The organism is Bordetella sp. (assembly GCF_057362025.1).
On the sequence record NZ_JBMQQZ010000005.1, the window covers coordinates 1 to 22,665 of the forward strand.

The 22,665-nt window shown below is 65.0% G+C and carries 18 protein-coding genes and 1 tRNA gene; 9 read left to right on the top strand and 10 right to left on the bottom strand.

Annotation, left to right across the window (positions count from 1 at the left end; genetic code table 11):
* Positions 1-1,202: DUF1173 family protein (locus ACO1P8_RS02500; protein ID WP_486294357.1), on the top strand; the 1,202-nt coding region annotated here is incomplete at its 5' end.
* Positions 1,203-1,647: 445 nt separating this feature from the next.
* Positions 1,648-2,730, top strand: coding sequence for a tyrosine-type recombinase/integrase (locus ACO1P8_RS02505; protein ID WP_486294358.1), 1,083 nt, complete (start codon positions 1,648-1,650; stop codon positions 2,728-2,730).
* A gap of 16 nt (positions 2,731-2,746) precedes the next feature.
* Here the strand turns inward: ACO1P8_RS02505 and ACO1P8_RS02510 are convergent.
* From ACO1P8_RS02510 to mnmC, 6 genes are all read right to left on the bottom strand, one after another.
* A tRNA-Lys gene (locus ACO1P8_RS02510) sits at positions 2,747-2,822 on the bottom strand.
* Between the two features lie 56 nt (positions 2,823-2,878).
* Positions 2,879-3,679, bottom strand: a complete 801-nt coding sequence (locus ACO1P8_RS02515; protein WP_486294359.1) for a MetQ/NlpA family ABC transporter substrate-binding protein — start codon at positions 3,677-3,679, stop codon at positions 2,879-2,881.
* A gap of 26 nt (positions 3,680-3,705) precedes the next feature.
* Complete coding sequence (locus ACO1P8_RS02520; protein WP_486294360.1) at positions 3,706-4,362, bottom strand: methionine ABC transporter permease; 657 nt, start codon at positions 4,360-4,362, stop codon at positions 3,706-3,708.
* Positions 4,316-5,407 (bottom strand): methionine ABC transporter ATP-binding protein, encoded by a 1,092-nt coding sequence (locus tag ACO1P8_RS02525; RefSeq protein ID WP_486294361.1) that lies wholly within the window; start codon positions 5,405-5,407, stop codon positions 4,316-4,318. The genes ACO1P8_RS02520 and ACO1P8_RS02525 overlap by 47 nt, the downstream gene beginning before the upstream one ends.
* Positions 5,408-5,538: 131 nt before the next feature.
* Positions 5,539-7,761, bottom strand: coding sequence for a glycoside hydrolase family 31 protein (locus tag ACO1P8_RS02530; RefSeq protein WP_486294362.1), 2,223 nt, complete (start codon positions 7,759-7,761; stop codon positions 5,539-5,541).
* Positions 7,762-8,028: 267 nt separating this feature from the next.
* Complete coding sequence (mnmC, locus tag ACO1P8_RS02535; protein WP_486294363.1) at positions 8,029-9,900, bottom strand: bifunctional tRNA (5-methylaminomethyl-2-thiouridine)(34)-methyltransferase MnmC2/FAD-dependent 5-carboxymethylaminomethyl-2-thiouridine(34) oxidoreductase MnmC1; 1,872 nt, start codon at positions 9,898-9,900, stop codon at positions 8,029-8,031.
* Positions 9,901-10,016: 116 nt separating this feature from the next.
* Between mnmC and ACO1P8_RS02540 the strand changes: the two genes are divergently transcribed.
* A complete protein-coding gene (locus tag ACO1P8_RS02540) occupies positions 10,017-10,898 on the top strand; it encodes an inositol monophosphatase family protein (RefSeq protein WP_486294364.1) in 882 nt (293 codons plus the stop codon).
* A 40-nt stretch (positions 10,899-10,938) separates the two neighbouring features.
* Here ACO1P8_RS02540 and ACO1P8_RS02545 read toward each other — a convergent pair whose 3' ends face one another.
* Positions 10,939-12,663: an AMP-binding protein gene (locus ACO1P8_RS02545; RefSeq protein WP_486294365.1), complete on the bottom strand. Its 1,725-nt coding sequence runs from the start codon at positions 12,661-12,663 to the stop codon at positions 10,939-10,941.
* Positions 12,664-12,816: 153 nt separating this feature from the next.
* Between ACO1P8_RS02545 and ACO1P8_RS02550 the strand changes: the two genes are divergently transcribed.
* Positions 12,817-14,031: a M20 aminoacylase family protein gene (locus ACO1P8_RS02550; protein WP_486294366.1), complete on the top strand. Its 1,215-nt coding sequence runs from the start codon at positions 12,817-12,819 to the stop codon at positions 14,029-14,031.
* Here ACO1P8_RS02550 and ACO1P8_RS02555 read toward each other — a convergent pair.
* The gene (locus tag ACO1P8_RS02555; RefSeq protein ID WP_486294367.1) at positions 14,028-14,900 is read right to left on the bottom strand and encodes a LysR family transcriptional regulator; all 873 of its coding nucleotides are present in this window, start codon (positions 14,898-14,900) and stop codon (positions 14,028-14,030) included. The two genes, ACO1P8_RS02550 and ACO1P8_RS02555, sit on opposite strands and share 4 nt — an antisense overlap.
* A 213-nt stretch (positions 14,901-15,113) precedes the next feature.
* On the opposite strand from ACO1P8_RS02555, the gene ACO1P8_RS02560 reads away from it, so the two are divergent.
* The 4 genes from ACO1P8_RS02560 (at position 15,114) to pagP (ending at position 18,888) form a co-directional block, all read left to right on the top strand.
* Positions 15,114-16,166, top strand: a complete 1,053-nt coding sequence (locus ACO1P8_RS02560) for a YeiH family protein (RefSeq protein WP_486294368.1) — start codon at positions 15,114-15,116, stop codon at positions 16,164-16,166.
* A 74-nt stretch (positions 16,167-16,240) separates the two neighbouring features.
* Positions 16,241-16,651 carry an acyl-CoA thioesterase gene (locus ACO1P8_RS02565; RefSeq protein WP_094843548.1) on the top strand — a complete coding sequence of 137 codons (411 nt, stop codon included), beginning with the start codon at positions 16,241-16,243 and terminating at the stop codon, positions 16,649-16,651.
* Positions 16,652-16,665: 14 nt separating this feature from the next.
* Positions 16,666-18,138, top strand: a complete 1,473-nt coding sequence (gene mgtE / locus ACO1P8_RS02570; protein ID WP_486294369.1) for a magnesium transporter — start codon at positions 16,666-16,668, stop codon at positions 18,136-18,138.
* Between the two features lie 174 nt (positions 18,139-18,312).
* Entirely contained in the window at positions 18,313-18,888 is a 576-nt protein-coding gene (pagP, locus tag ACO1P8_RS02575) for a lipid IV(A) palmitoyltransferase PagP (RefSeq protein ID WP_486294370.1), read from the top strand.
* Positions 18,889-18,900: 12 nt separating this feature from the next.
* Here the strand turns inward: pagP and ACO1P8_RS02580 are convergent, their stop codons facing one another.
* Together ACO1P8_RS02580 and ACO1P8_RS02585 are read right to left on the bottom strand one after the other, a co-directional pair.
* Positions 18,901-19,548: a gamma-glutamylcyclotransferase gene (locus tag ACO1P8_RS02580; protein WP_486294371.1), complete on the bottom strand. Its 648-nt coding sequence runs from the start codon at positions 19,546-19,548 to the stop codon at positions 18,901-18,903.
* Between the two features lie 157 nt (positions 19,549-19,705).
* On the bottom strand, positions 19,706-20,164 hold the full coding sequence (locus tag ACO1P8_RS02585) for an Lrp/AsnC family transcriptional regulator (protein ID WP_094843552.1): 459 nt from the start codon (positions 20,162-20,164) through the stop codon (positions 19,706-19,708).
* A gap of 95 nt (positions 20,165-20,259) precedes the next feature.
* Between ACO1P8_RS02585 and ACO1P8_RS02590 the strand changes: the two genes are divergently transcribed.
* Positions 20,260-22,566 carry a molybdopterin-dependent oxidoreductase gene (locus tag ACO1P8_RS02590; RefSeq protein ID WP_486294372.1) on the top strand — a complete coding sequence of 769 codons (2,307 nt, stop codon included), beginning with the start codon at positions 20,260-20,262 and terminating at the stop codon, positions 22,564-22,566.
* The last annotated feature ends 99 nt before the right edge of the window (positions 22,567-22,665 follow it).

Here is a 22,665-nt window from a genome sequence, read left to right on the forward strand (position 1 = left end):
CCGAGTTTCAGATGGATCCGCGGTACGCGGAAGCGTGGAAGCGCGTGCTCCTACTTTCCCACGGAAAGGCCGAGGTACGCTGCCTATGCCCCGGTTCCGGCGACAAGCGCCTCTCCATACACAGTCGTTCGAATTCCGATCGGTTCCACTTGGCCCGATTCCCTGAAACAGGCCCTGAACACAGTGAGGATTGCGTCTATTACGGCGTGGATCCCGGGATGTCGGGACTGGGATCATATCGTCGCGGTGTTGTTCAAGAACTCGACGACGGCAGCACGAAGATCAAGCTCAAGGTCGGCCTCCAACAGAAGGCATCATCGGCACCGGAAGATGCTGATTCTTCAGTAGAGGACAAGAAGCGCTCACCGACGGCCCGGGCTCGGTCTGGGCAAACCAGCATGACGTTGCTGGGGCTGCTGCACTACCTGTGGACGGCAGCTGCGCTCAATGTATGGGCGCCCTCGATGCAAGACAAGCGAAACCTCGGTGTACTGCACTACCACCTGCTGCGCGTTGCGAGCACTACGTACGCAGGTCGGGTGCGGTTGTCCAGCAATCTTGTCATCGCCACATCGGCGCCTGCTGGGGCGCAGGCAGATTTGAACAAGGCCAAGGCGATCGAGGCGATGAACCAACGCCGTCGCCTAGTCGTAATCGCGCCGCTGACCCAGTACCAGGCGGGGATGGAAAGTATGATCCGTCTACCGATCGCGGGCTTTCATGGCATTCCCCATCTTTCGCTTTCCGACGACAGCTGGAACGTGCTGAAGCGCCGCTTCGAGGGAGAACTTAACGGGTGGATGTCGGGCGACCAGGTCGTGGCAATTGCACAGACCGATGCGCCGCGGCCAGCAGCAGGTGTCATGCGAGCCCAGGTGGTGGATGCGGGCCTCATGCGCGTGACACAGCAATGGATTCCCATCGATTCGGGATACGAGGCGGCAGTCGCCAGCGCATTAGTCGCCGCCCAACGTCGTTTCGAAAAACCTCTGCGATTCGATGCTGGCGAGGACCAGGTCTTCCCCGACTTCTGGCTCAAGGACCGCGGGCGCGCATTGCCGATGGAGGTATGGGGCCTGACAGACCCGGAATATCTGGCCCGCAAGGAAAAGAAGACCTCGTACTACGACGAGACATATGGCGCCGGAAACTGGTGGCAGTGGGACGCCGCGTCGGGCGGGCCGATACCGCCATTCCCGTAGAAACTTCGGATGTCCGCGTTTGGCGTCGGAGACGTATTTCAGCACGCCCATTCGTGCGCACTTCCGACACGTACCCAGAACGCATAAGTGCAATTAATTTTATGGAGCGTACGAAATGAAGACGAATAGTGGACCTACCAAGACCGAGGGAAAGGCTACGTCAGTCTCCGGCCAGGATCGGCTGGTCCACGGAGAATTTGTGGCAGGGAATGATTCGGCGGTTCCCGAGGGTAGGCATGATGGAAGCTGAAATCGCCCTCACCCTCCAGGAGGCGGCCGAACGGCTGCACCTGTCGTACAGCACCGTCTTTGCCCGCCGGCGAGAGATCGCCTTCCGCCTGCCGGGCTCCCGCGTCTGGCGGGTGTGGCCATCCCGACTTGCCACCTTGACCGAAAAACGTTCCAATCTGACCCGGTTAAACCTGCGGGTCGGTGGAGATACGGAATGCCAATCCGCAAAGACCCCGATTCCGGCGTCTACCAGCTTGACCTCCGCACGCCAGGCGGCCAAAGAGTTAGACGCTCTACTGGCACGACCGACAAGAAAGCTGCGCAGGAATACCACGACCGACTGAAGGCCGAACTATGGCGCCAGGAGAAGTTGGGCGAAGAGCCGGACCACACCCTGGATGAGGCAGCCCTGGGCATGCTGAAGCTGTCGGAAGGTCAAAGCGACTATGACGCCAAGGTCAGACACATCACGTACTGGCGTGACGCCCTGGGCGGGTCTACGCCGCTTCGCTCTTTAACCGCTGGCGACATCATGCAGAAGTTGCCGACGCATACCACGCACAAGCACCGCAAACCCACGCCCGTCAAAGCAGCGACCAAGAACCGCTACCTTTCGACGATCCAGCGCACCCTGCACTTGGCCGCCGAATGGGGATGGTTGACCAAGGCGCCGAAGTTGAGCAAGTTCGAGGAACCGGACAAGCGCGTACGCTGGGAACCACCGGCGGTAATCGCACGCCTGATCGGCGCGATGACTCTGGAATGGATGCGAGACGTCAGTCTGGTGGCGGTAGCCACTGGCATGCGGGAGGACGAGCTTTTGTCGTTGCAGCCGCGGCACGTCGATTTGCCGCAGGCAAATGCCTGGGTGGTCGCCGAACAGGCCAAGTCCGGCTACGCCCGCTCGGTGCCGCTGAACGGCGACGCACTGAGTGTGCTGGAGCGACGCATCTCCAAGGCAAAGAAGTACGTTTTCGAACGGCCGTCACGCGACGGTGAGATCCGCAAGATTAGCCAGACCGATGCGCGCGTCCTGAAGCGAGCCTGCAAGGTGGTCGGAATAGAGGACTTCCACTTTCACGACCTGCGCCACACCTGGGCCTCCTGGCACGTCCAGCATGGCACCCCGTTGCTCGCGCTCAAGGAGCTGGGTGGCTGGGAGACGCTGGAGATGGTGCAGAAGTATGCCCACCTCGCGCCGTCGCATTTGGCCCACCATGCCCAGGCGGTCAACTTTTGGTCAATCTCGACCGAGGAAGAAAAAACGCAGCCGGCCAGGGCTGCGTTAATTGCTTGATACCACAGTGATTCTTTGGTGGGTCGTGCGCGACTCGAACGCGCGACCAACGGATTAAAAGTCCGCTGCTCTACCGACTGAGCTAACGACCCAACCGAAGCCCGCGATTATGACCTATGACCCCAGGCTTGTCAAAGCGAAGGGGGGCTTACCAGGCCGCGACCACGGCACCATGGTACTTGGTTTGAATAAAGTCCTTGACCGCCTGCGAATGATATGCAGCCACCAGTTTGGCGAATTCGGGACGGTCCTTGTCCTTCTCGCGTACGGCGATCACGTTGGCGTAGGGCGAATTCGGGGATTCCTGCGCGATGGCGTCGCGCTTCGGGTCCAGGCCCGCCTGCATGGCGAAGTTGGTATTGATCGCCGAGGCGTCGGTATCGTCGAGGGAACGCGGCAATTGCGCGGCGTCCAGCTCGATGAACCGCAGCTTGCGGGGATTTTCAGCGATATCCAGAGGTGTCGCTTTCAGTCCCACGCCGGCCTTCAACTTAATCAGGCCCTGGTCCTGCAGCAGAAGCAAGGCACGGCCGCCGTTGGTCGGATCATTGGGAATACCGATGCGGGCGCCCTCTTTCAACGCATCCAGGCTTTTCACCTTCTTGCTGTAGATGCCGATCGGGAAGATCACGGTTTTGGCGATGCTGACGAGCTTGTAGCCGCGATCCGCATTGGCGTTGTCCAGGTAAGGCTGGTGTTGGTAGCTATTGGCGTCCAGATCGCCGGCCGCGAGCGCCACGTTCGGCGTCACGTAATCGGCGAATTCGACGATGTTGATTTGCAGGCCCTCTTTGGCGGCCTGCGCTTTTACGACTTCCATGATCTCGGCGTGTGGGCCGCCTGTCACCCCGACCTTCAGCGGCTTGCCCTGCGCGAACGCGGCGGATGTGGCGGCCAGGCCGACCCCGAGGGCCAGCACGGCGAAGATTTTGATAGCGTTGCACTTCATGATTGCGTAGCGTCCTTAGCTGCGAGTTAACGATGCGACATGCGCCGAACGGCCCAGTCGCCAAGGCTTTGCATGACTTGCACCAGCACGATCAGGACGACGACCACCGCCGTCATGACGTCGGACTGGAAGCGCTGGTAGCCGTAGCGTATGGCGAGGTCTCCCAGTCCCCCCCCGCCGATGACACCGGCCATCGCCGAATAGCCGATCAGGCTGACGATGGTGACCATGACGCCGGCAACCAGGCCCGGCAGCGCCTCCGGCAGCAGCACTTTGGCGATGATCTGCGCGGGGGATGCGCCCATCGCGCGTGCCGCGGTGATCAGACCGGGATCGACTTCGCGCAAGGCGTTCTCGGCGATGCGCGCCATGAACGGGATGGCGGCGACGGACAGGGGAACGATGGCCGCCGTGGTGCCGATGGAAGTCTGCGCCACGAGGCGCGTGAACGGGATGATGTAAACCATCAGAATGATGAAGGGCAGCGACCGCGTGGCGTTGACGATAGCCGCGAGCACGCGGTTCACACCCGGGCGCTGCAGCATCCCGCCGCGGCTGCTCACGACAAGCACCACGCCTATCGGTATGCCCACCAGCACCGCGATGAAGCCGGACACGCCGACCATCAAAAGCGTTTCAAGCAGCGAAGTGGTGAGAGCGTCGATCAGTTGTTGCGGGCTCATGGGCTAGCTCTTGCACGGCGACGGCACGCGTCGCCAGGTCGGACGATGCCTGGTCCAGGGATTGCGGCGCGCCTTGGACCAGGACGAACGCCGTACCCACGGCGACACCCTGCACGTCCTCGATGCGCGCCTGGATCAGGCTGACATCCAATGAAAAATGACGGGATAGATGGGAGATGAGATCGCCCGTACCCTGGCTCCCGCCCAGGGACAGGCGCAACAGGCGCACGGCCGTATCGGGCCGTGCCGCGACCGCGTCGCGCATGCGCGCTTGCAGGGCCTTCAGCGTCGCGTCGGTAAGGTCGCTGGAGGTGGCCGCAGACACCATGGACCGGGTGACCTCATGGCGCGGCGTGGCGAAGATTTCCGCCGCGCTTCCCATTTCGACGACCTGGCCCTCCGACAGCACGGCAACGCGGTCGCAGACCTCGCGCACCACTTCCATCTGATGGGTAATCATCACCACTGTGATGCCGGTCTGCCGGTTGATATCGCGCAGCAGCGCCAGGATGTTGTGGGTCGTCTCGGGGTCGAGTGCGGAGGTGGCTTCATCGCTGAGAAGCACATCCGGTTCATTCGCCAGGGCGCGCGCGATACCCACGCGCTGTTTCTGGCCGCCGCTGATTTGCGCCGGATAGCGATTGCGCAGATGCTCCAGCCCGACCAGCTTCAACAGGCGCTCGACGCGGGCAGGGATATCGTCGCGCGGCACGCCGGCGATTTCCAGCGGCAGGGCGACATTGCCGTACACCGTGCGACGCGACAGCAGGTTGAAGCCCTGGAAGACCATGCCGATGCGCCGCCGCTGTTGCCGCAGCTGGTCCTCCGGCAGTCCGGTCAGGCACTGGTCGCCGATGGCGATGGTGCCCGCGTCGGGGCGCTCCAGAAGGTTGATGCACTGGACGAGCGTGCTTTTCCCGGCCCCGCTGGGCCCGATGATGCCAAACACTTCACCTTGCGCGATATGCAGGGTGATGTCGCGCAGGGCTTCGAAGCGACCATGCGGTGTCGCATAGGTCTTGTGGAGGTTCTTGATGTGAATCATGGCGCGACGACATTGTGAACGAGCGCGTTACGAAGCAGAACGACTGTTTCGTGCCGGCTTTATAACTTTTGATTATAAATCGCGCGCAGGCCCGCCCCGCCGGGTATGGCGGGGTGGGCTGCCGGATGGGATCAACGGGCGCGGGAGATACGGACCTCGGCGCCGCGGCGCTTGACCTCCAGTCCTTCGGACGGAAGGATGCGCAGGCCTTCCAGGCCCTTGATGTAGCTGGACCCCTGCATCTGCATGACGCGGATCTTGTTGCGCATGACGACAGGATTGTGCATCGGCATGCCGAACATCCAGACTTCATCGAGGATACGGGCGGAATTGAATTCGCCCGTGTGATGCGCCGCCGGCCCCAGGCACAGCATGTGGCCTTCGCGACCGAAGACGGGATACTGGCCCATGTCGCAGTTGACGGTCCAGACCGAACCGCCTTCGTAACGATGGCCGGTGTTCAGGTCCCACCATGCTTCGCCCTTGGGCAGGTAAACGCGCACCTCGTTGCCCGGCTTGACGATGGGGGCAACCAGCAAGGCCGGCCCCAGCAGATACTGCAGGTCCCAGGCATGGGCGTCCGCGTCATTGGGAAAAGCCATGGCCATCGAACGCTGCACCGGCAGGCCGGTACGCACCGCATCTTCCACGGCACCCAGCACGTAGGGAATCAGGCGGTAGCGCCACTGCAGCCAGGTCCTGGCATGGGTCAGCGTTTCCTCGCCGAAGGCCCACGGCATGAGCTTTTCCACCCCTTCGAAGAAGAAGTTGGATGAGAACACGCCGAAGGTCAGCCAGCGCAGGTAGAGCTCCGGTGTCATCGCGTCCGCGGGCGCCGCGGCATTGCCGATGGAATGGACCTGCACGGGCAGGCCGCTGGCGCCGATGGACAGCGCCGTACGCAGCGTGTGTTCCAGGCCATCCCAGTCGTTGCTGACACGCGGACCGTTCTGCCACGGCAAACGTTGGGCGGCCGGGAAGAGATCGGTGCTGGGCACCACCCCTTCCGGCGGCACCTTGTGGCCCGCCACGGCGTCGAACAGCGCACGCCGCGCCAGCAAGGGATAGATCGTGCGCAGGGCGGGGCCCGATTCGCCGCCGCGGGCGGTGATACCGTCCGGGATGGCCAGTTGGATATCGCAGGCGGGCGCATCCAGCCCGTCTTCGATCAACTGGCGCTGGCGTTCGGCCCAGAACGCATAAACGTCGCGGTTGGTCAGGTCCAGCAGCCCGAACGGCTGCCCGCCGGACACGCTATTGCCGTCGAAGACCTGGGCATTGCCGTCGTCGCGCGCAAGCAGCCAGCCGCGGTCTTCCAGTTCCTCGAACAAGGGGGTATGGCGCAGGACGCCCGGGAAGCCGGGCGCACATACATGCACATGATGCTTGTGGAACAAGGCGAACAACTGGCGCGCATCCGGAAAACGGGCGGCGTCCCATTCCACCTGGGCCTTGTCGGCCTGGAATGTCCAGGCGGCCGGTGGCGCGAGCTGCACGGCATCCAGCGGCAGTTCATGAGCGCGCAGGCGCTCGACCAGCGAGGTGGTCTGCGTCGCCATTTCGCCTTCGGCCTGACGTAGCCAGACGCCCATGGCCCACAGGACGGGCTGGCCGGCCCGACCGGTCAGGGCGGTGTACTGGTTCAGGATTTCGGCGGGCTCGCCGACGAAGAAGAACACGTCCAGCACGGCGTCATCCACCGTGACAACGTAGGCGTTATCGGCCGGTGCCGCGCCCAGGGCATGCTGCACCCGCCGCACGGTATTGACGTAGACGCCCCAGCCGGTGGGGCTCCACGCCAGCGGCAGCGCGCGATGTTCGGGATCGTCGGAAACGACGTTTTCGTCCCGGCGATTCAGGTCCCCCGGGGTTTCGCCGAGGCCGTAAATCCGATCCGCGGCGTCCAGCGCGAAGCTGACCGTCCAGACGGCTTCGCCGGGCTCGTCCAGCGCGTTGTGGCCAAAACCGGGCGCCTGCTCGGAGTCGTCCGAGATGAAAACCTGGTTGTCGCCCTTGAACAGGGCGATACGCACCGGATCGGTCAAGACCTCCAGCGCGGTTTCGCCCTGGACGATGCGCCAGCCTCCGCCATCGCGAGGCACGACGGTGGCTTCGCCGACGGCCTCCTGGCGGGCCAGCAGCATTTCCGCAATCGCCTTTTCCCGCGTGCTGGGTTTTTCGTCGCCCAGCGCATGAGGATGACCACAGCGGACCCGGAAAACCCCCGGTGCGTGGGCTTCGACCACAAAACGCAAACCGTCGCCCGTATCGAAGTCGATTCGGCTAGGGCGGGCAGTTAACAACTCGATGCTTTCGAGTTGATTTGTATGCGCAAAATCGAAGTTGGGCGGCACCGAGCATCCCCCGCTTAGCCAAAAAGCACCAAAAGGCGCTATTTTGACGGATTTGGCGCCTGAAATAAACTCGGCATTGGAATTGCGTCATGCGGTGCCGCAGCTTGACAGCCCGGCCAGACAATGGCTGACGCCGAAGCGGCCGCTCACCTGACCACGCGCCATCGCCGCGCACCGGGGCCACCGCGCGTCATCAGCCCCCCAAAAACCGTCAATTCTCGGTAATTCCCGGCTTCGGCACCAGCCGGCATTATCCGCGGCAAGCGCTCAGCGCGGCGCGATGGCGGCCAGAAGTTCGGATTCCAGTACGGCGGGCTCGGCGCACAATCGTGCCGCGATGATGTCGCCCGCCAACGCGGCCCAGCTCAAACCGCGCGAGGCATAACCCGTGGCGAGATAAAGTCCGTCGGCATGAGAGACCGGGCCGACCGCCGGCAGCCGGCCCGGCAGGACGGCGCGCCATCCTGCCCAGCCCGGCAACGTGCCGGCCGCGGCGACATATGGCGCCAGTACGTCCGGCTCCGCCAGCAACCCGGCGGCCTTGCCGATATTGACGACCTGACCCGCCGCCGTGACGCGGCTTTCCGTGGCGCCATGGGCATAGGTACTGCCGGCTACGCACCATCCCTGCACGGCAGGCAGCAGATAGCCCTCTCCGCCGACGATGCAGCGCGGGCCGCCCCCAAGACCGTGGTCCGAGAGCATGGTGACCTCGCCCGCCAGGGCATGCATCTGGGCCACGCGCGGCAGCGGGGCGAGCAGGCCGCTGGCGTGCAGGACATCGCGCGCGTCCAGCGCGTTGGCCAGTACGACGACGGGCGCCTGGCCGGCTTCGGCGCCAGAGTCCGCATACAGCCGCCATGTGCCGGATCGATGATCGAGGCGCCGGATGTTCGCCTGTACATGCCGGATGCCGGGTGCCGCCGCCAGCGCCTGGATCAACGGATGCGGCCGCACGAGCATGCCCGCCGCGAAGTGGAGCCCGCCGCGCGATACGGACAGCCCGGCCAGCTCGGCGGCCTCGACCGCATCGACGCGGCGTACCCAGGTTTCCGGAAAGCCCAGCGCCTGCAGCACGGACGCGGCATCCGCGGCGCGTCCGGCATCGCGCGATAACTGCAGCGTGCCGCACTGCCATGGCCGGGCATCCTCCGGCAGGGTGCGCCAACGGGCCAAAGCGCGCAGGCTGCCGGCCCGCGACAGGCGAGCCCGCGCGTTGTCGTCGCGCGCGACCAGCGGGGTCAGCGCGGCGGCGACATGCCCGCGATGCGACGATGCCGTGCCCTGCGCATCGAATACGGTCACGTCAACACCACGCAGATGAAGCGCCTGGGCAATCGCGGCCCCCGCGAGGCCGCCGCCGACCACGGCGACGCCGGACGGCGGCGTATCGGCGGCCGTCCGGACACCCGCATGGGTAGCCACCGTCATATGTGTCTTACCCGCGAAGCCCGGACGCTTTTTCACCGCAAAGCCGGCGTCCTGCAGCGCCCGCCGTACTGCCCCTGCGCTGCACCAGGTCGCCGCCGTGGCGCCCGGCGCGGCGTGGGCGGCAAGCGCGCGCATCAATTCCGGTGTCCACATCCGCGGGTTGCGGGCGGGCGCGAAGCCATCCAGAAAAAATGCATCGGCGACGAACTCGAGCGACGCGGCCATGATGCCCGCATCGCCGAATCCCAGCGTCAGCGTCACCGCGCCGTTTTCGAATTCAAGCCGGTGAACGCCCGGCAACAGGGGCGGCCATTGCGCGATGAGTTCGTCCGCCAGGTCCGGCACGGCACCGTCCGCGGCATATCGACGCAACAGGGCTGCCAGGTCGTCGGCGCGCAAGGGATGCGCCTCGAAGGACACCATGTGCAGACGGGCCGGCCGACGGGGATCGTCCCGCCAGGCACGCCACAGCGAGAGAAAATTCAAACCCAGGCCGAATCCGGTCTCGCAGACGGTGAACCCGGCGCGCCCCTGCCAGCGCTGCGGCAGAGCATTGCCTTGAAGGAATACATGGCGCGCCTGCGCCCACCCGCCGTCGGCCGCGTGATAAACGTCGCCGAACTCGCGGCTGCGGGGGACACCGCTCGCATCGAGGAAGGGTTCGGCCGGATTCAACGGCTGATAAGCAACAGTGGAGGGCTCGAACATGGACTATGCATCGTGAAGATTCAATGCGCGGCGTAGAATCGGGCTATGGGGCAGCGATCCCGCTACCCGAAGCACCGCGCCGCGGCCAAACCCTGATTATCTATCGCCAGACAAGCATGCAACCCTCCGCGCAAGCCCACTCTCCCAACGCGCAGCTGGACCTGTGCGCGGCCCTGGACGCCGCGGTGAAAGCCGCGCACGCCGGCGCCGCCATTTTGCAATCGTACGCGCATCACCGCGCCGATCTGGTGATCGACCGCAAGGCTCGCAACGACCTGGTATCCCAGGCCGACCGCGAAGCGGAAGCCGCCGTCATCGAGGAATTGCGCGAGCGCACACCGAAATACGGCATCGTCGCGGAGGAAACCGGTGGCAAGGTGGATGGCGTGGCGACCTGGTACATCGATCCGTTGGACGGCACCACGAATTTCCTGCACGGCATCCCCCACTACGCTGTCTCCATCGCGCTAATCGCGCATGCGGGAACCCGCGTGGGCGCGGGCGCGCCGCTGGCTGTCGATACGCCCGTCGTGGGGGTGGTCTACGATCCTTGCAGGGAAGAACTGTTCAACGCCATCTACGGCGTGGGCGCATGGCTGAACGGCCATCGGATCGCCTGCTCGCGCACGCAGACGCTGGACGACGCGGTACTCGCCACCGGCTTCCCTTTCCGGGACTTTTCGTTCGCGCAGCAATACATGCCCACGCTGCACGATGCCATCAACACGACGCGCGGCGTGCGCCGGCTGGGCGCCGCCGCGCTGGACCTGGCCTGGACCGCGGCGGGCCGCTACGACGGCTATTGGGAAATGGGGCTGGCGCCGTGGGATGTCGCGGCGGGAACACTGATCGTGCGCGAGGCCGGCGGCGTGGCCGAAGACATGTACGGCGTGGACAGCTGGCCCATCGGCGGCTATGTCGTGTCAGGAAACCCCTCGGTTGCCGCCGCGCTGAAGGCCATGATCGCGCCGCACTTGATCAAGAAACCGGCGGTCTGAAACACACCGCCGGACCCGTACCGCTCGCAATAGAAATCCGCTAGGGCACGACGGTCGGGCGCACGGCCGACGACTGAGCAGGCGCGACGGCCGGCCGCCCGGCGTCGCCGCGCAGCTCGCGCCGCAGGATCTTGCCGACGTTGCTTTTGGGCAGCTCGGCCCGGAACTCCACTTCACGCGGGCATTTGTACCCCGTCAGCCGTTCCCGGCACCATGCGTTGATTTCCGCCTGCGAGAGCGCGGCGCTGCGCGGCACGATGAAGACCTTGACCACTTCGCCGGAGCGCTCGTCCTCCACGCCGATGGCGGCAACCTCCAGGACATCGGGATGGGCGACGACGACGTCTTCGACCTCGTTGGGGTACACCTTGAAGCCCGACACGGTGATCATGTCTTTCTTGCGGTCGACGATGCGGATGTACCCTCGTGCGTCGATGGTGCCTATATCGCCGCTACGGAAATAGCCATCCGCGGTCATGACCTCTCGAGTTTCCTCCGGCCGTTGCCAATACCCGCGCATGACCTGCGGTCCCTTGATGCAAACTTCCCCACGTTCGCCCTCGGGCACCGGCCGGCCTTCATCGTCCAGGATCGCCACATCCGTAGAAGGCACGGGCAGACCGATGGAGCCGGAAAAGTCCAGCGTATCGGTGGGATTGACGGCCGCCACCGGTGCTGTTTCGGATAGGCCGTAGCCCTCGATAATGGGCCGGCCCGTCATGGCGCGCCAGCGCTCGGCCACGGTACTCTGCACCGCCATGCCGCCGCCGAATGTCAGGCGCAAGGCGGAAAAATCCAGCGCGGCGAAGGCGGGATTGTTGGCCAGGGCGTTGAACAGCGTATTGACGCCGGGGAAGATATTCACCGGCACATCGCGCCATGCCTTGATCAGGGCGGGCTGGTCGCGCGGATTCAGGATAAGCAGGTTACGCATGCCGGCGTGCATACCGTACAGCCCGCAGACAGTCATCGCAAAGACGTGATAGAGCGGCAAGGCGCTGATGATGGTCAGTTGACCGGCCACGTCGTGCAATGCGGGCCACGCGACCGCTTCGGTTTGCAAAACGTTGATCGCCAGGTTGCGGTGGGTCAGCATCGCGCCCTTGGGCGTGCCGGTCGTACCGCCCGTGTACTGCAGCACGGCAAGGTCGTCCATCGACAGGACCGGCGCCTCGAATCCATGCCGGCGGCCAATGGCCAGGACCCGCGTCAAGGGCAGCGCGCCGTCGATGCGCCATGCCGGCACGGCCTTTTTGACGTGCCTGGCCACCAGGTTCACGACGGTTTCCTTGACCCCGCCCAGCAGGTCTCCTACCGCGGTGACAACGATGTGGCGCAGGTCTCCCCGGTCCTGCACGTCCTGCAGGGTGTGCGCGAAGTTTTCCAGGACGACGATGACCTGGGCGCCACTGTCCGAAAGCTGCCGCTGCAGCTCCACCGGCCTGTACAAGGGGTTGACGTTGACCAATACGTGGCCAGCGCGCAATGTTCCCAGCATGCAGGCCAGATAAGCGGGAACGTTGGGCAGCATCAAGGCAACCCGGCTGCCGCGTTCCAGATTCAGCGACTGCAGCCATCCGGCAAAGCACTCCGCATGGCGGTCCAGCGCCTCGTAGAGAATGTCCGTTCCCATCGCCGTACAGGCGACCCGACTGGCGTAACGCTCGCATGCCCGGTCCAGCAAGTCCACCAGAGACACGTAGCCGTCGACGGAAACCTCGGCGGGGACCCCCGCGGGATATTCGGCCAGCCATGGACGCTGCATGGTAGATGTCTCCAATTTAATAAGGCCGGGTTTGATGATACGCTCGATCGTCCAGCCGCCCCGCCGTCCGTTGCGGCGTGCAGGGCGTCTCCGGCCTGATGGCCTGCCCTATTTTTGCCGCGCCCGCACGGGCGTGCAACCCAACGGTGCTCCATGAAACTGCTAGAACCCATCGTCGCCTGGCAGGCGGATCTCGCCGCCATACGCCGTGACCTGCATGCCCATCCGGAACTGTGCTTCGAGGAATTCCGGACCTCCGACGTAGTGGCCGCCAAACTCCAGGAATGGGGTATCGAAGTACACCGTGGCCTGGGCGGCACCGGCGTGGTCGGCACCATACGCGGCAATGCCGGCGGCACACGCGCGATCGGCTTGCGCGCCGACATGGACGCCCTGCCGATGCAGGAAATCAACACATTCGAGCATGCCAGCCGGCATCCCGGCAAAATGCATGCATGCGGGCACGACGGACACACGGCCATGCTGCTGGGAGCCGCCCGCTATCTTGCGGCACACCGGGATTTCGAAGGCATGGTCCACGTCATTTTCCAGCCCGCCGAAGAACACGGCGGCGGCGCCAAACGCATGATCGACGACGGCCTGTTCCGCGAATTCCCCATGGAAGCGGTATTCGGCATGCATAACTGGCCCGGCATGGCGCAAGGCTCGTTCGGCTTGACGCCGGGGCCCATCATGGCATCCAGCAACGATTTCCGGATCACGATTTCAGGCAAGGGATCGCACGCCGGGATGCCGCACCTGGGGGTCGACCCGGTCATGGCCGCCGTGCAACTGGCGCAATCGCTGCAGACGATCATCACGCGCAACCGCAATCCGCTCGATGCCGCCGTCCTGAGCATCACGCAGATCCACGCCGGCAGCGCGGACAACGTTGTGCCCACCGAGGCCGTCATGCGGGGCACGGCGCGCACGTTCACGATGGAATCGCTCGATCTGATCGAACAGCGCATGCGCGATATCGCCGTGCATACTTGCGCCGCGCTGGGATGCAACGTGGACTTCGACTTCCAGCGGCACTATCCACCGACGATCAACCATCCCGCCGAGGCGGCCGTATGCGCCGACGTGCTGCGCGAGCTGGTCGGCGCAGACAGCGTCGATGACCATGTGCAGCCTTCGATGGGCGCCGAAGATTTCGCCTTCATGCTGCAGGAGATTCCCGGCTGCTATGTCTGGATCGGCAATGGCTGGGGCGAACACCGCACGGCGGGCCATGGAATGGGCCCCTGCATGCTGCATAACGGCAGCTACGATTTCAATGATGACCTGCTGGGACTGGGCGCCACGTACTGGGTCCGCCTGGCCCTGGCCCGCTTGAGCCGGCCAGTCGAGGTGGGAGCACGCTAGGCACGGCACATTTCGAGAAATAGCGAGGCCGCGCGGGCCGGGGCGGAGGCGTGCGGCAACAGGATACTGAGCATGCGGCTCAAGCCCCCGCCGCCGATCCGCAGCGCGACCAGCGCCCCATCCTCGTGGCGCATCGACATGACCGACACGAAGCCGATACCCAGCCCGGCGCGAACGGCCTGCTTGACGCCTTCGACGCCGGCCAGTTCCAGCGCTACGTCGGGAACCAGGCCTTCGGCATGGAAGGCGCGCTCGACCAGACCCCTGACGCCCGACCCCTGCTCCCGCATCACCAGCGAATACTTGGCCAGGTCCGCGAGCCGAACCTGGCCGCGCCGAGCCAGATCATGGTCGGCCGGCACCACGGCCACCACCTCATCGGCGCGCCATTCATAGACGGCGGTATCGGCGGGCAGTCCCGTCGGGACATCGCCCTCGATGAAAGCCATGTCCAGCTGCGCCAGGCGCTGGACGATTTCGCGAGTGTTGCCGTCCGACAGCTGCAACGCCACCGCCGGGTAACGGGCGCGGAATGTGGCGACCAGGCCGGGCAATACGTAGCTGGCGGGCGTCGTACTCGCGCCCAGCCGCAACGAGCCGGACGCGATGCCCCGCCATGCGTCGCGTACGCCCCGCGCCAAGGCATAGGCCTGCCGCAACTGGCGCGCATGCTCGACCAGCTTATCGCCCGCCGAGGTCAGGGCGATACCGTGGCCGCTGCGGCGATAGAGGGGTTCGCCGAACCACTCCTGCAAGGCGCGCAGCTGACCGGAAACCGCCGGTTGCGATAGATGCAACAGTTCGGCCGCGCGGCTGATATTGCCCGTCTCGGCGACATAAGCGAAGGTCAGCAGTTGTTCAGGAGTCATGGTGGGTGCACGCCAAGGCGAGGACAGCTAGGCTGGCCGGGACGACTGTGCCCGCGGGCACGCAAAGATATCGGAATTTCGGATATTTAACATCCGAATTAATAATTTTTCAAATGATACCCCGGCGCCTACATTACTACCTGGTATTAAGGTTGGCGGCGCAGTCATGACAGGGACGGGCGTCCCCGTCGCCTCCGGCCGAGGAATCCCATCATGAACACCACCACCGCCGGCCTGCCTGTGGCCACGCCATGGCGCGACAAGCTGAATGGCGTTTTCTTTGTTGCCTTGTTGTCCGTCGCGGTCGTCCAGCTGGCCGACCTGCCCTTTCTGCGCAACCTCGGTTTTTCGCCGCTGGTCGTGGGCATCGTCTGCGGCATGGCGTATGGCAACCTTCTGCGGGGCACCATGCCGCACGAATGGGGGGCCGGCGTCAATTTCGCCGCGCGCCGGCTGCTGCGCATCGCGGTGGCATTCTACGGCTTGAATATCAGCATCCAGGAAATCGCCGCCGTGGGCCTGCCCGGCCTGGCGGTTTCGGTGGCAGTCGTGGTCAGTACGCTGGCGATCGGCACCGTCGTGGGCCAGCGCTTGCTGGGACTGGACCGCGATACCGCCATGCTGACGTCGGCCGGCAGCGCCATCTGCGGCGCCGCGGCCGTGCTGGCCTTCGAGCCCACGCTGCGCGCCCAGCCGCACAAAAGTGCGGTGGCGGTCGCCACCGTCGTGCTGTTCGGTACCCTGTCGATGTTTCTTTATCCGGTGTTCTATCACGCCGGCTGGCTGCACCTGGATACGCAGCATCTGGGTATTTATATCGGCGGAACCATCCATGAAGTCGCTCAGGTCGTCGGCGCCGCGAGCAATGTGGATCCGGCAACCACCGAGGTCGCGACCATCGTCAAGATGACGCGCGTCGCCCTGCTGGTGCCGGTGCTGCTGGTATTGGGCTTGTGGCTGCGCCGGGCCGCCGGCGCCAGGTCCGACGCGACCCATGCCGGCGCGGCGCGCCTGCCCATTCCGTGGTTCGCCATCGGATTCCTGGCCCTGGCCGTTGTCAATTCCCTGCATATGCTGCCCGCCGACGCGCTGGCGCAACTGCGCAGGCTGGATGTCTTCGCGCTGACCATGGCGATGACCGCGCTCGGAATAGAAACGCGCTTTGGCCAGATCCGCAAGGCGGGACCGCGCGTGCTCGCCCTGGGTTTCATTCTGTACCTGTGGCTGATTTTCGGCGGTTACGGCCTGGTGTGGCTGGTCGGCTGAACGATCGGGCGGTTGTCACGCGACGGGGACGAATTTCCGTCATAATCGGCCGGTTGTCCGTCAGGAGCCGGTTCATGTCCGCCAGTAAAACCTCGCCATTCGTTGCCCTGCCCGCTCATCGCGAGGCCGTCCTGCGCGTCATGCCCATGCCCGCCGATGCGAACGTGCATGGCGATGTGTTCGGCGGCTGGATCATGGCCCAGGTCGATATCGCAGGCTCGATCCCGGCGGCACGACGCGCGGCCGGCCGTGTCGCCACCATTGCGGTCAACAGCTTCATCTTCAAAGAACCCGTATTCGTCGGCGATCTGTTGAGTTTTTACGTCGATATCGTGAAGACGGGCACGACCTCCATCACCGTAGACGTCGAGGTCTACGCGCAGCGCCAGCGCCTGGACGCGGAAGTCGTGAAGGTCACGGAAGCCACCCTGGTCTATGTCGCGACGGACGATGCCCGCCGCAGCCGCCCCCTGCCCGCGCTATAACGGACGCCGCGCGCATGACCGAAGTCGATCTTCCACACAAACCGGCCGCTGCGCCGCGCCGCCTGGATCCCGAGGACGCCCAGCACGCGCTCGCCGAAGTGCAGGAATTGCTGCGCCGGCAGGAACTGGTCGCCAGCCTGGTGCACCGGCAGGAAGAGGGCGACACGCGCCAGGACCTGGTCGAACAACTGGTACAGCGACAGCACGAAGCCGAGCTGAAGGCACTGGTCGACGCCCTGCATCCGTCGGACATCGCATTCATCCTGGAATCGCTGCCCAAGGACGAGCGACAGGCCGTCTGGAAACTGGTCAGCTCGGAACACGATGCCGACGTCCTGCTGGAAGTCGAGGATTGGGTCCGCGAGTCGCTGATCGAAACGATGAACCGGCAGGACCTGGTCGCGGCGACCGAAAATCTGGACGCCGACGAACTGGCGGACCTGGCACCCGATCTACCGGCCGACGTCGTGGCCGAAGTGCAGAAAGGCCTGACCGACGAAGAGCGCGCGCAATTGCTCGAGGCCATGGGGTACCCCGAAGACAGCGTCGGGGCCATCATGGATTTCGAGATGGTGCGCGTGCGCGAGGACGTGACCCTCGAAGTCGTGTTGCGCTACCTCCGGCGCCTGCATGAACTGCCCAATCACACCGACCAGATTTTCGTGGTCGACCGCCAGGACAAGCTGCAAGGCACTCTGCCCTTGTCGACCTTGCTCGTGAGCGAGCCCGAAACCGCCGTACGCGACGTGATGACCACGGACTACCTGACGCTGGCAGCCCTGGACTCGGACGCCGACGCCGCGGGGGCCTTCGAAAGATACGACCTGGTTTCGGCCCCCGTGGTGGACGACCAGGGCCGCCTGATCGGACGGGTAACCATCGCCGACGTCGTGGATGTCATGCGCGAGGACTCGCAGGAACAGGCCCTGTCGCGCGCCGGCCTGCAGGAAGAGGATATTTTCGCTCCCGTCGCGATGGCCTTGCGCAATCGGGCGCCCTGGCTGCTGTTCAACCTGTGCACGGCGGCCACGGCGTCATTCGTCGCCTCCCGCTTCGAAAACACGGTCAGCCATATCGTCATCCTGGCCTTCCTGATGTCCATCGTTGCCGGCATCGGCGGGAATTCCGGCAACCAGACGATGACCATGATCATCCGGGCCCTGGCGGTTGGCCGCATCACCGGCCGCAACCTGTGGCAGCTGGTCAAGCGCGAACTGCTGGTGACACTGCTGGTGGGCTTGTGCGGCAGCCTGGTGGCCGCACTGTTCGCGTGGACGATCTCCGGTTCCGTGTCCATCGCTTTGGTCATGATGGCGGCCATGATCTGCAATATGCTGGTCGGCGCATCGGTCGGCGTGCTGGTGCCGATGCTGCGCGATCGATTCGGCAAGGATCCCGCGATCGGGTCTTCGGTATTGCTGACCTTCGCCACCGACTCGTTGGGTTTCTTCATCTTCCTGGGATTGGCAACGGTGTTCCTGCTGTAGGAACGCCAGGACAGTCCCCCACCCGGCATCCGCACGCGGCTTCCACGACTCATCAACGGCATACCTGGCAAGGAGCCGCGAGCCGTTGCAATCGCTTGCGGACGCGCCAGTTTGTGCAGGCACTTCCATGCCGCCGCGGTGTCACATGACGTTCACCAACTATCGTTTTCCGCAATGAAACGTTCCTTCGTCCGCGCCGCCCGGCGTGCCAGCGCCACCGCGTTACTGACAGCTTCGGCCGCCTTGCCCTTCGGGGCACACGCCTGCGATAACGTGCCCGACTGGGCGCAAAGCGCCTGCGCCCGCCTGGACCAGATATGGACCCAGGGCAACGACGAGCTTTATTTAAGCGGGTACGCGTGGCATAACCGCGCGGCGTACTCCGCCGACAAGATCAAGTCTTTCCGCGAGGAAAGCTGGGGCGGCGGCTGGGGCAAAGGTATTTACGACGAGGACGGCGACTGGCAGGGGCTGTACGGCATGGCCTTCCTGGACTCGCACGGCCACGTCGAACCCATCGCGGGCTACGGCTACCAGAAGATAGGCCGCGTCGGCCAGAATTGGCGCTTCGGCATCGGCTACACCGCGTTCCTGACGGCGCGCCAGGATATCTTCCACTACATCCCCTTCCCGGGAATACTGCCGCTGGCGTCGGTGGGCTATGACAAGGCCACCTTCTACGCCACCTACATCCCCGGCGGAAAAGGCAATGGCAACGTGCTGTTCATGTTCGGGAAGTGGACCTTCTGAAGCCCGGACGGCTCAGAATGCCAGCGTAAGCCGCTTCACCAGTTCGCCCAGGCGGCAATCGCTGATGCCATGGTCGCGCAAAGCGCGCTCCGTTTCGAGCACGTACTCCAGGCAGGCGCCGGAACGGCCGACCGCAGTACGGATGATGTCCAGCCGCCGCTCCTCGGCGACGTCGCCGGCGTAGTCCGCGCAGGCCCGATTCAAAAGGAATGCCAGGCCCGTCACCTGGCCTTGCTCGCTATGGCAGGTCAGCCAGCGGGGCGTGTAGGCCTCGCCTATCATCTCGCGCTCCCATAGCGCCGAGAAAGCGGCCGGCACGTCGGCGGCGCCGATGCGAAAGACGACGCCCCGGCAACAACCGCCTCGGTCCAGCCCGAAGACCAGTCCGGGCACCAGGTCCGAACCGCGGTGATGACGCGACCAAAGGCAAAGCGACCGGTGATACCCGTGGATGCTGGCCAGCCGCCGCTCCTGCCAGGCAAAGCCGGGCCGCCAGATCAGGGAGCCGTAGGCAAACACCCAGAGATCGTCTGTGCCGTTCCAGCATCCGGGAAATCCAGGCGGTAAGGTGGACTGCCCGGTAGCCCCGCGCCCGGCTCCGGCGACAGGCATGGCGGCGGGAAACGGTGCGGCGGGATCGTCGGAAGGAACCGCGGACATGCTGGTCTATCTCTATCGGCGTGCGAGGTTGAACGATGAAGATCGTACGCCCACGCCAGAGAAAAAAACTTGCAAGTTGACGGTACTGGAATCAACTGAAAAGAAAATTGCATTCCCGTTGTGAAGCCACAACGAAAAGCTTTTCCCTACGCATCCCCTACAGGCCGTCCAGGGGGAGTTCCGTGGTGCTTTTAATCACTTCCATGGAAAAGCTGGCACTGACGTCCAGCAGGTCCACCGCTTCGATCAACCGGCGGTAGAAGCGGTCATAGGCCGCCATGTCTTCCACCATGACCTTCAACAGGTAATCGATGTCCCCGGCCATGCGGTGGAATTCGACCACATTGGGCAAGGCCTGAACGGCGTCGATCAGTCGGCGCGTCCATTTGACGCTGTGCTGGCTGGTTTTGATGGTCACGAACACCGTCAGTTTCAAGCCCAGGGCGTTGGGATCCAGCAGCACGGCATTGCGGGCGATGACGCCGTCCTCCCTCAGCTTCTGGATGCGGCGCCAGCAGGGCGTCACCGACAGATTGACCTGTTCGGCAATTTCCGCGACCGAGCAACCGGCGTCTTTCTGCAACAGGCTCAGGATCTTGATATCGGTCTGATCCATGGAATTTCCTCCGCGTCGGGCGCCATCTTGCCCTTTCCGGGGAGCCGCGTCCATCGGAGGCCCGCCCCCGGGGTTTGTGTTAAACCACCGGGATCATGCCTGCCGACGTCCAACGCTATCCCTCGCTATCGCATTGGGGCGCCTACACCGCCGTGGTAAGCGACGGCCGCCTGCTCGCCTGCGAGCCTTTCCACCGCGACCGGGCTCCCTCCCCCATGATCCACACCATGCCGGAGATGGTGCACTCGCCCCTGCGCGTCGCCCGGCCGGCCGTGCGCGAAGGATGGCTGCGCCGGCGCGGCACGGGAGAAGGCCGGGGCACCGACCGCTATGTGGAGGTCGGCTGGGATACCGCGCTGAAGCTGGTCCATGAAGAGTTGGCACGGGTACGCGCCGCGCACGGTCACGAGGCGATTTTCGGCGGGTCCTACGGCTGGGCCTCCGCCGGCCGCTTCCATAACGCCATGAGCCAGACCCGCCGCTTCCTGTATGCCGGCGGCGGCTGCACCGACCAGGTCGGCAATTACAGTTGGGGCGCCGCGCAGTTCCTGCTGCCGCACGTGATCGGCACCTGGCAGCCGCTTACCGGCAAGGTCACGGATTGGAGCAGCGTGGCCGGGCACACCGATCTGGTGCTGGCTTTCGGCGGCATGCCGCTGCGCAACGCGCAGGTCATCGCGGGAGGCGCAGGCGAGCACACGACCGCCCACTGGCTGCAGCGCACGGCCGCGCGCGGCGCGCGCATCGTGGTTATTTCGCCCACGCGCGGCGACATGCCGGCGGACATCGCCGCCGAATGGATACCGATACGGCCCAATACCGACGCGGCGCTAATGATAGGCATGGCCTGTGTCCTGCTGGAATCCGGCCGGCACGACGCCGACTTCCTGGCCCGCTATTGCGAGGGCTTCGAGCGCTACGCGGCCTATCTGCGTGGCGATAGCGACGGACAGGCAAAAAATGCGCAATGGGCCTCGGCAATCTGCGGCGTACCGGCGGAACGGATACGGCGGCTGGCGCTGGACGCGGCGGGATGCCGTGCGCTGGTGAATTGCACATGGTCGCTGCAGCGCGCGCACCATGGCGAGCAGCCCTATTGGGCATGCATCGCCCTGGCCGCCATGCTCGGGCAGATCGGCCTGCCGGGCGGTGGATTCAGTTTCGGCCTGGGCTCCATCAATAGCGCGGGCAACCCGCGCGTCGATGCCGCGGTGCCGGAGCTGCCGGAGGGCCGCAACCCCGCGGCGCGATCCATACCCGTGGCCCGCGTCGCCGACATGCTGCTGCACCCGGGCGCGCCGTACCGGTTCAACGGCGAGGAATACCGCTATCCGGACGTGCGCCTGGTTTACTGGGCGGGCGGCAACCCTTTCCACCACCACCAGGACCTGAACCGCCTGCAAACCGCATGGCAGCAGCCGGAAACCATCGTCGTCCACGAAACCTGGTGGACACCCACCGCGCGACGGGCGGATATCGTGCTGCCGACCACCACCACGCTGGAACGCGACGATATCGGCGCATCCTCGCGTGACGGCTATGTCTTCGCGATGCACCGCGCCCTGCCGCCGCAGGGGCAGAGCCGGGACGACTTCGACATTTACCGGGAACTGGCTGCGATGGGCGGCTACGAGACCGCCTATACCGAAAACCGCGACGCCTGGCACTGGCTCGCACACATGTACGAAGTTATGCGGGCCCGCTGGGCGCGGGCGGCCGACCTGCCCGGCGCACCGCCGTTCGAGGAATTCTGGCGACAAGGGTATGTGGCTTTGCCACCGCCGCGCCGCGACTTCGTGCTGTTCGAGGATTTCCGCCGCAATCCAGGCGCGCACCGGCTGCGAACGCCGTCGGGCCGCATCGAGCTGTATTCCGAGCGCATTGCCGGTTTCGGCTACGACGATTGCCCCGGCCATCCGGCCTGGCTCGCGCCGTCCGAGTGGCTGGGCGCGGACGCCGCACGGCATAGCCCGCTGCATTTGGTCAGCAGCCAACCGGCGCATCGGCTGCATTCGCAGCTGGACCCCGCCGCCCTGTCCCATGCCGGCAAGATCCATGGCCGGGAGCCCGTCCGCATCCATCCCGCCGATGCCGCGGCACGCGGCATCGGCGACGGCGCGCTGGTACGGATCCACAACGGGCGCGGCGCCTGCCTGGCGGGTGCCATCGTCGATGACGGCGTCATGCAGGGGGTGCTCGTCATGTCGACGGGGGCCTGGTTCGACGCCGACGACGCGACGCTGGAGCGGCACGGTAATCCGAACGTATTGACGCCGGATATCGGCACCTCGCAACTGGCCCAGGGCAGCAGCGCCTTGTCGGCCCTGGTCGACGTCGAACCATGGCACGGCGCCGCGCCGCCCGTGCGGGCCTACGAAGTGCCGGTCATCGACGGCGAATAGGGGCAACCGAAGCGATCGCGCAAGGGCATTCCAATATCGCGCGATCGTGGGGCCAAATCAGCAATTTTTTTGCTCTCCCCTCCCGGTAGCATGGAATTG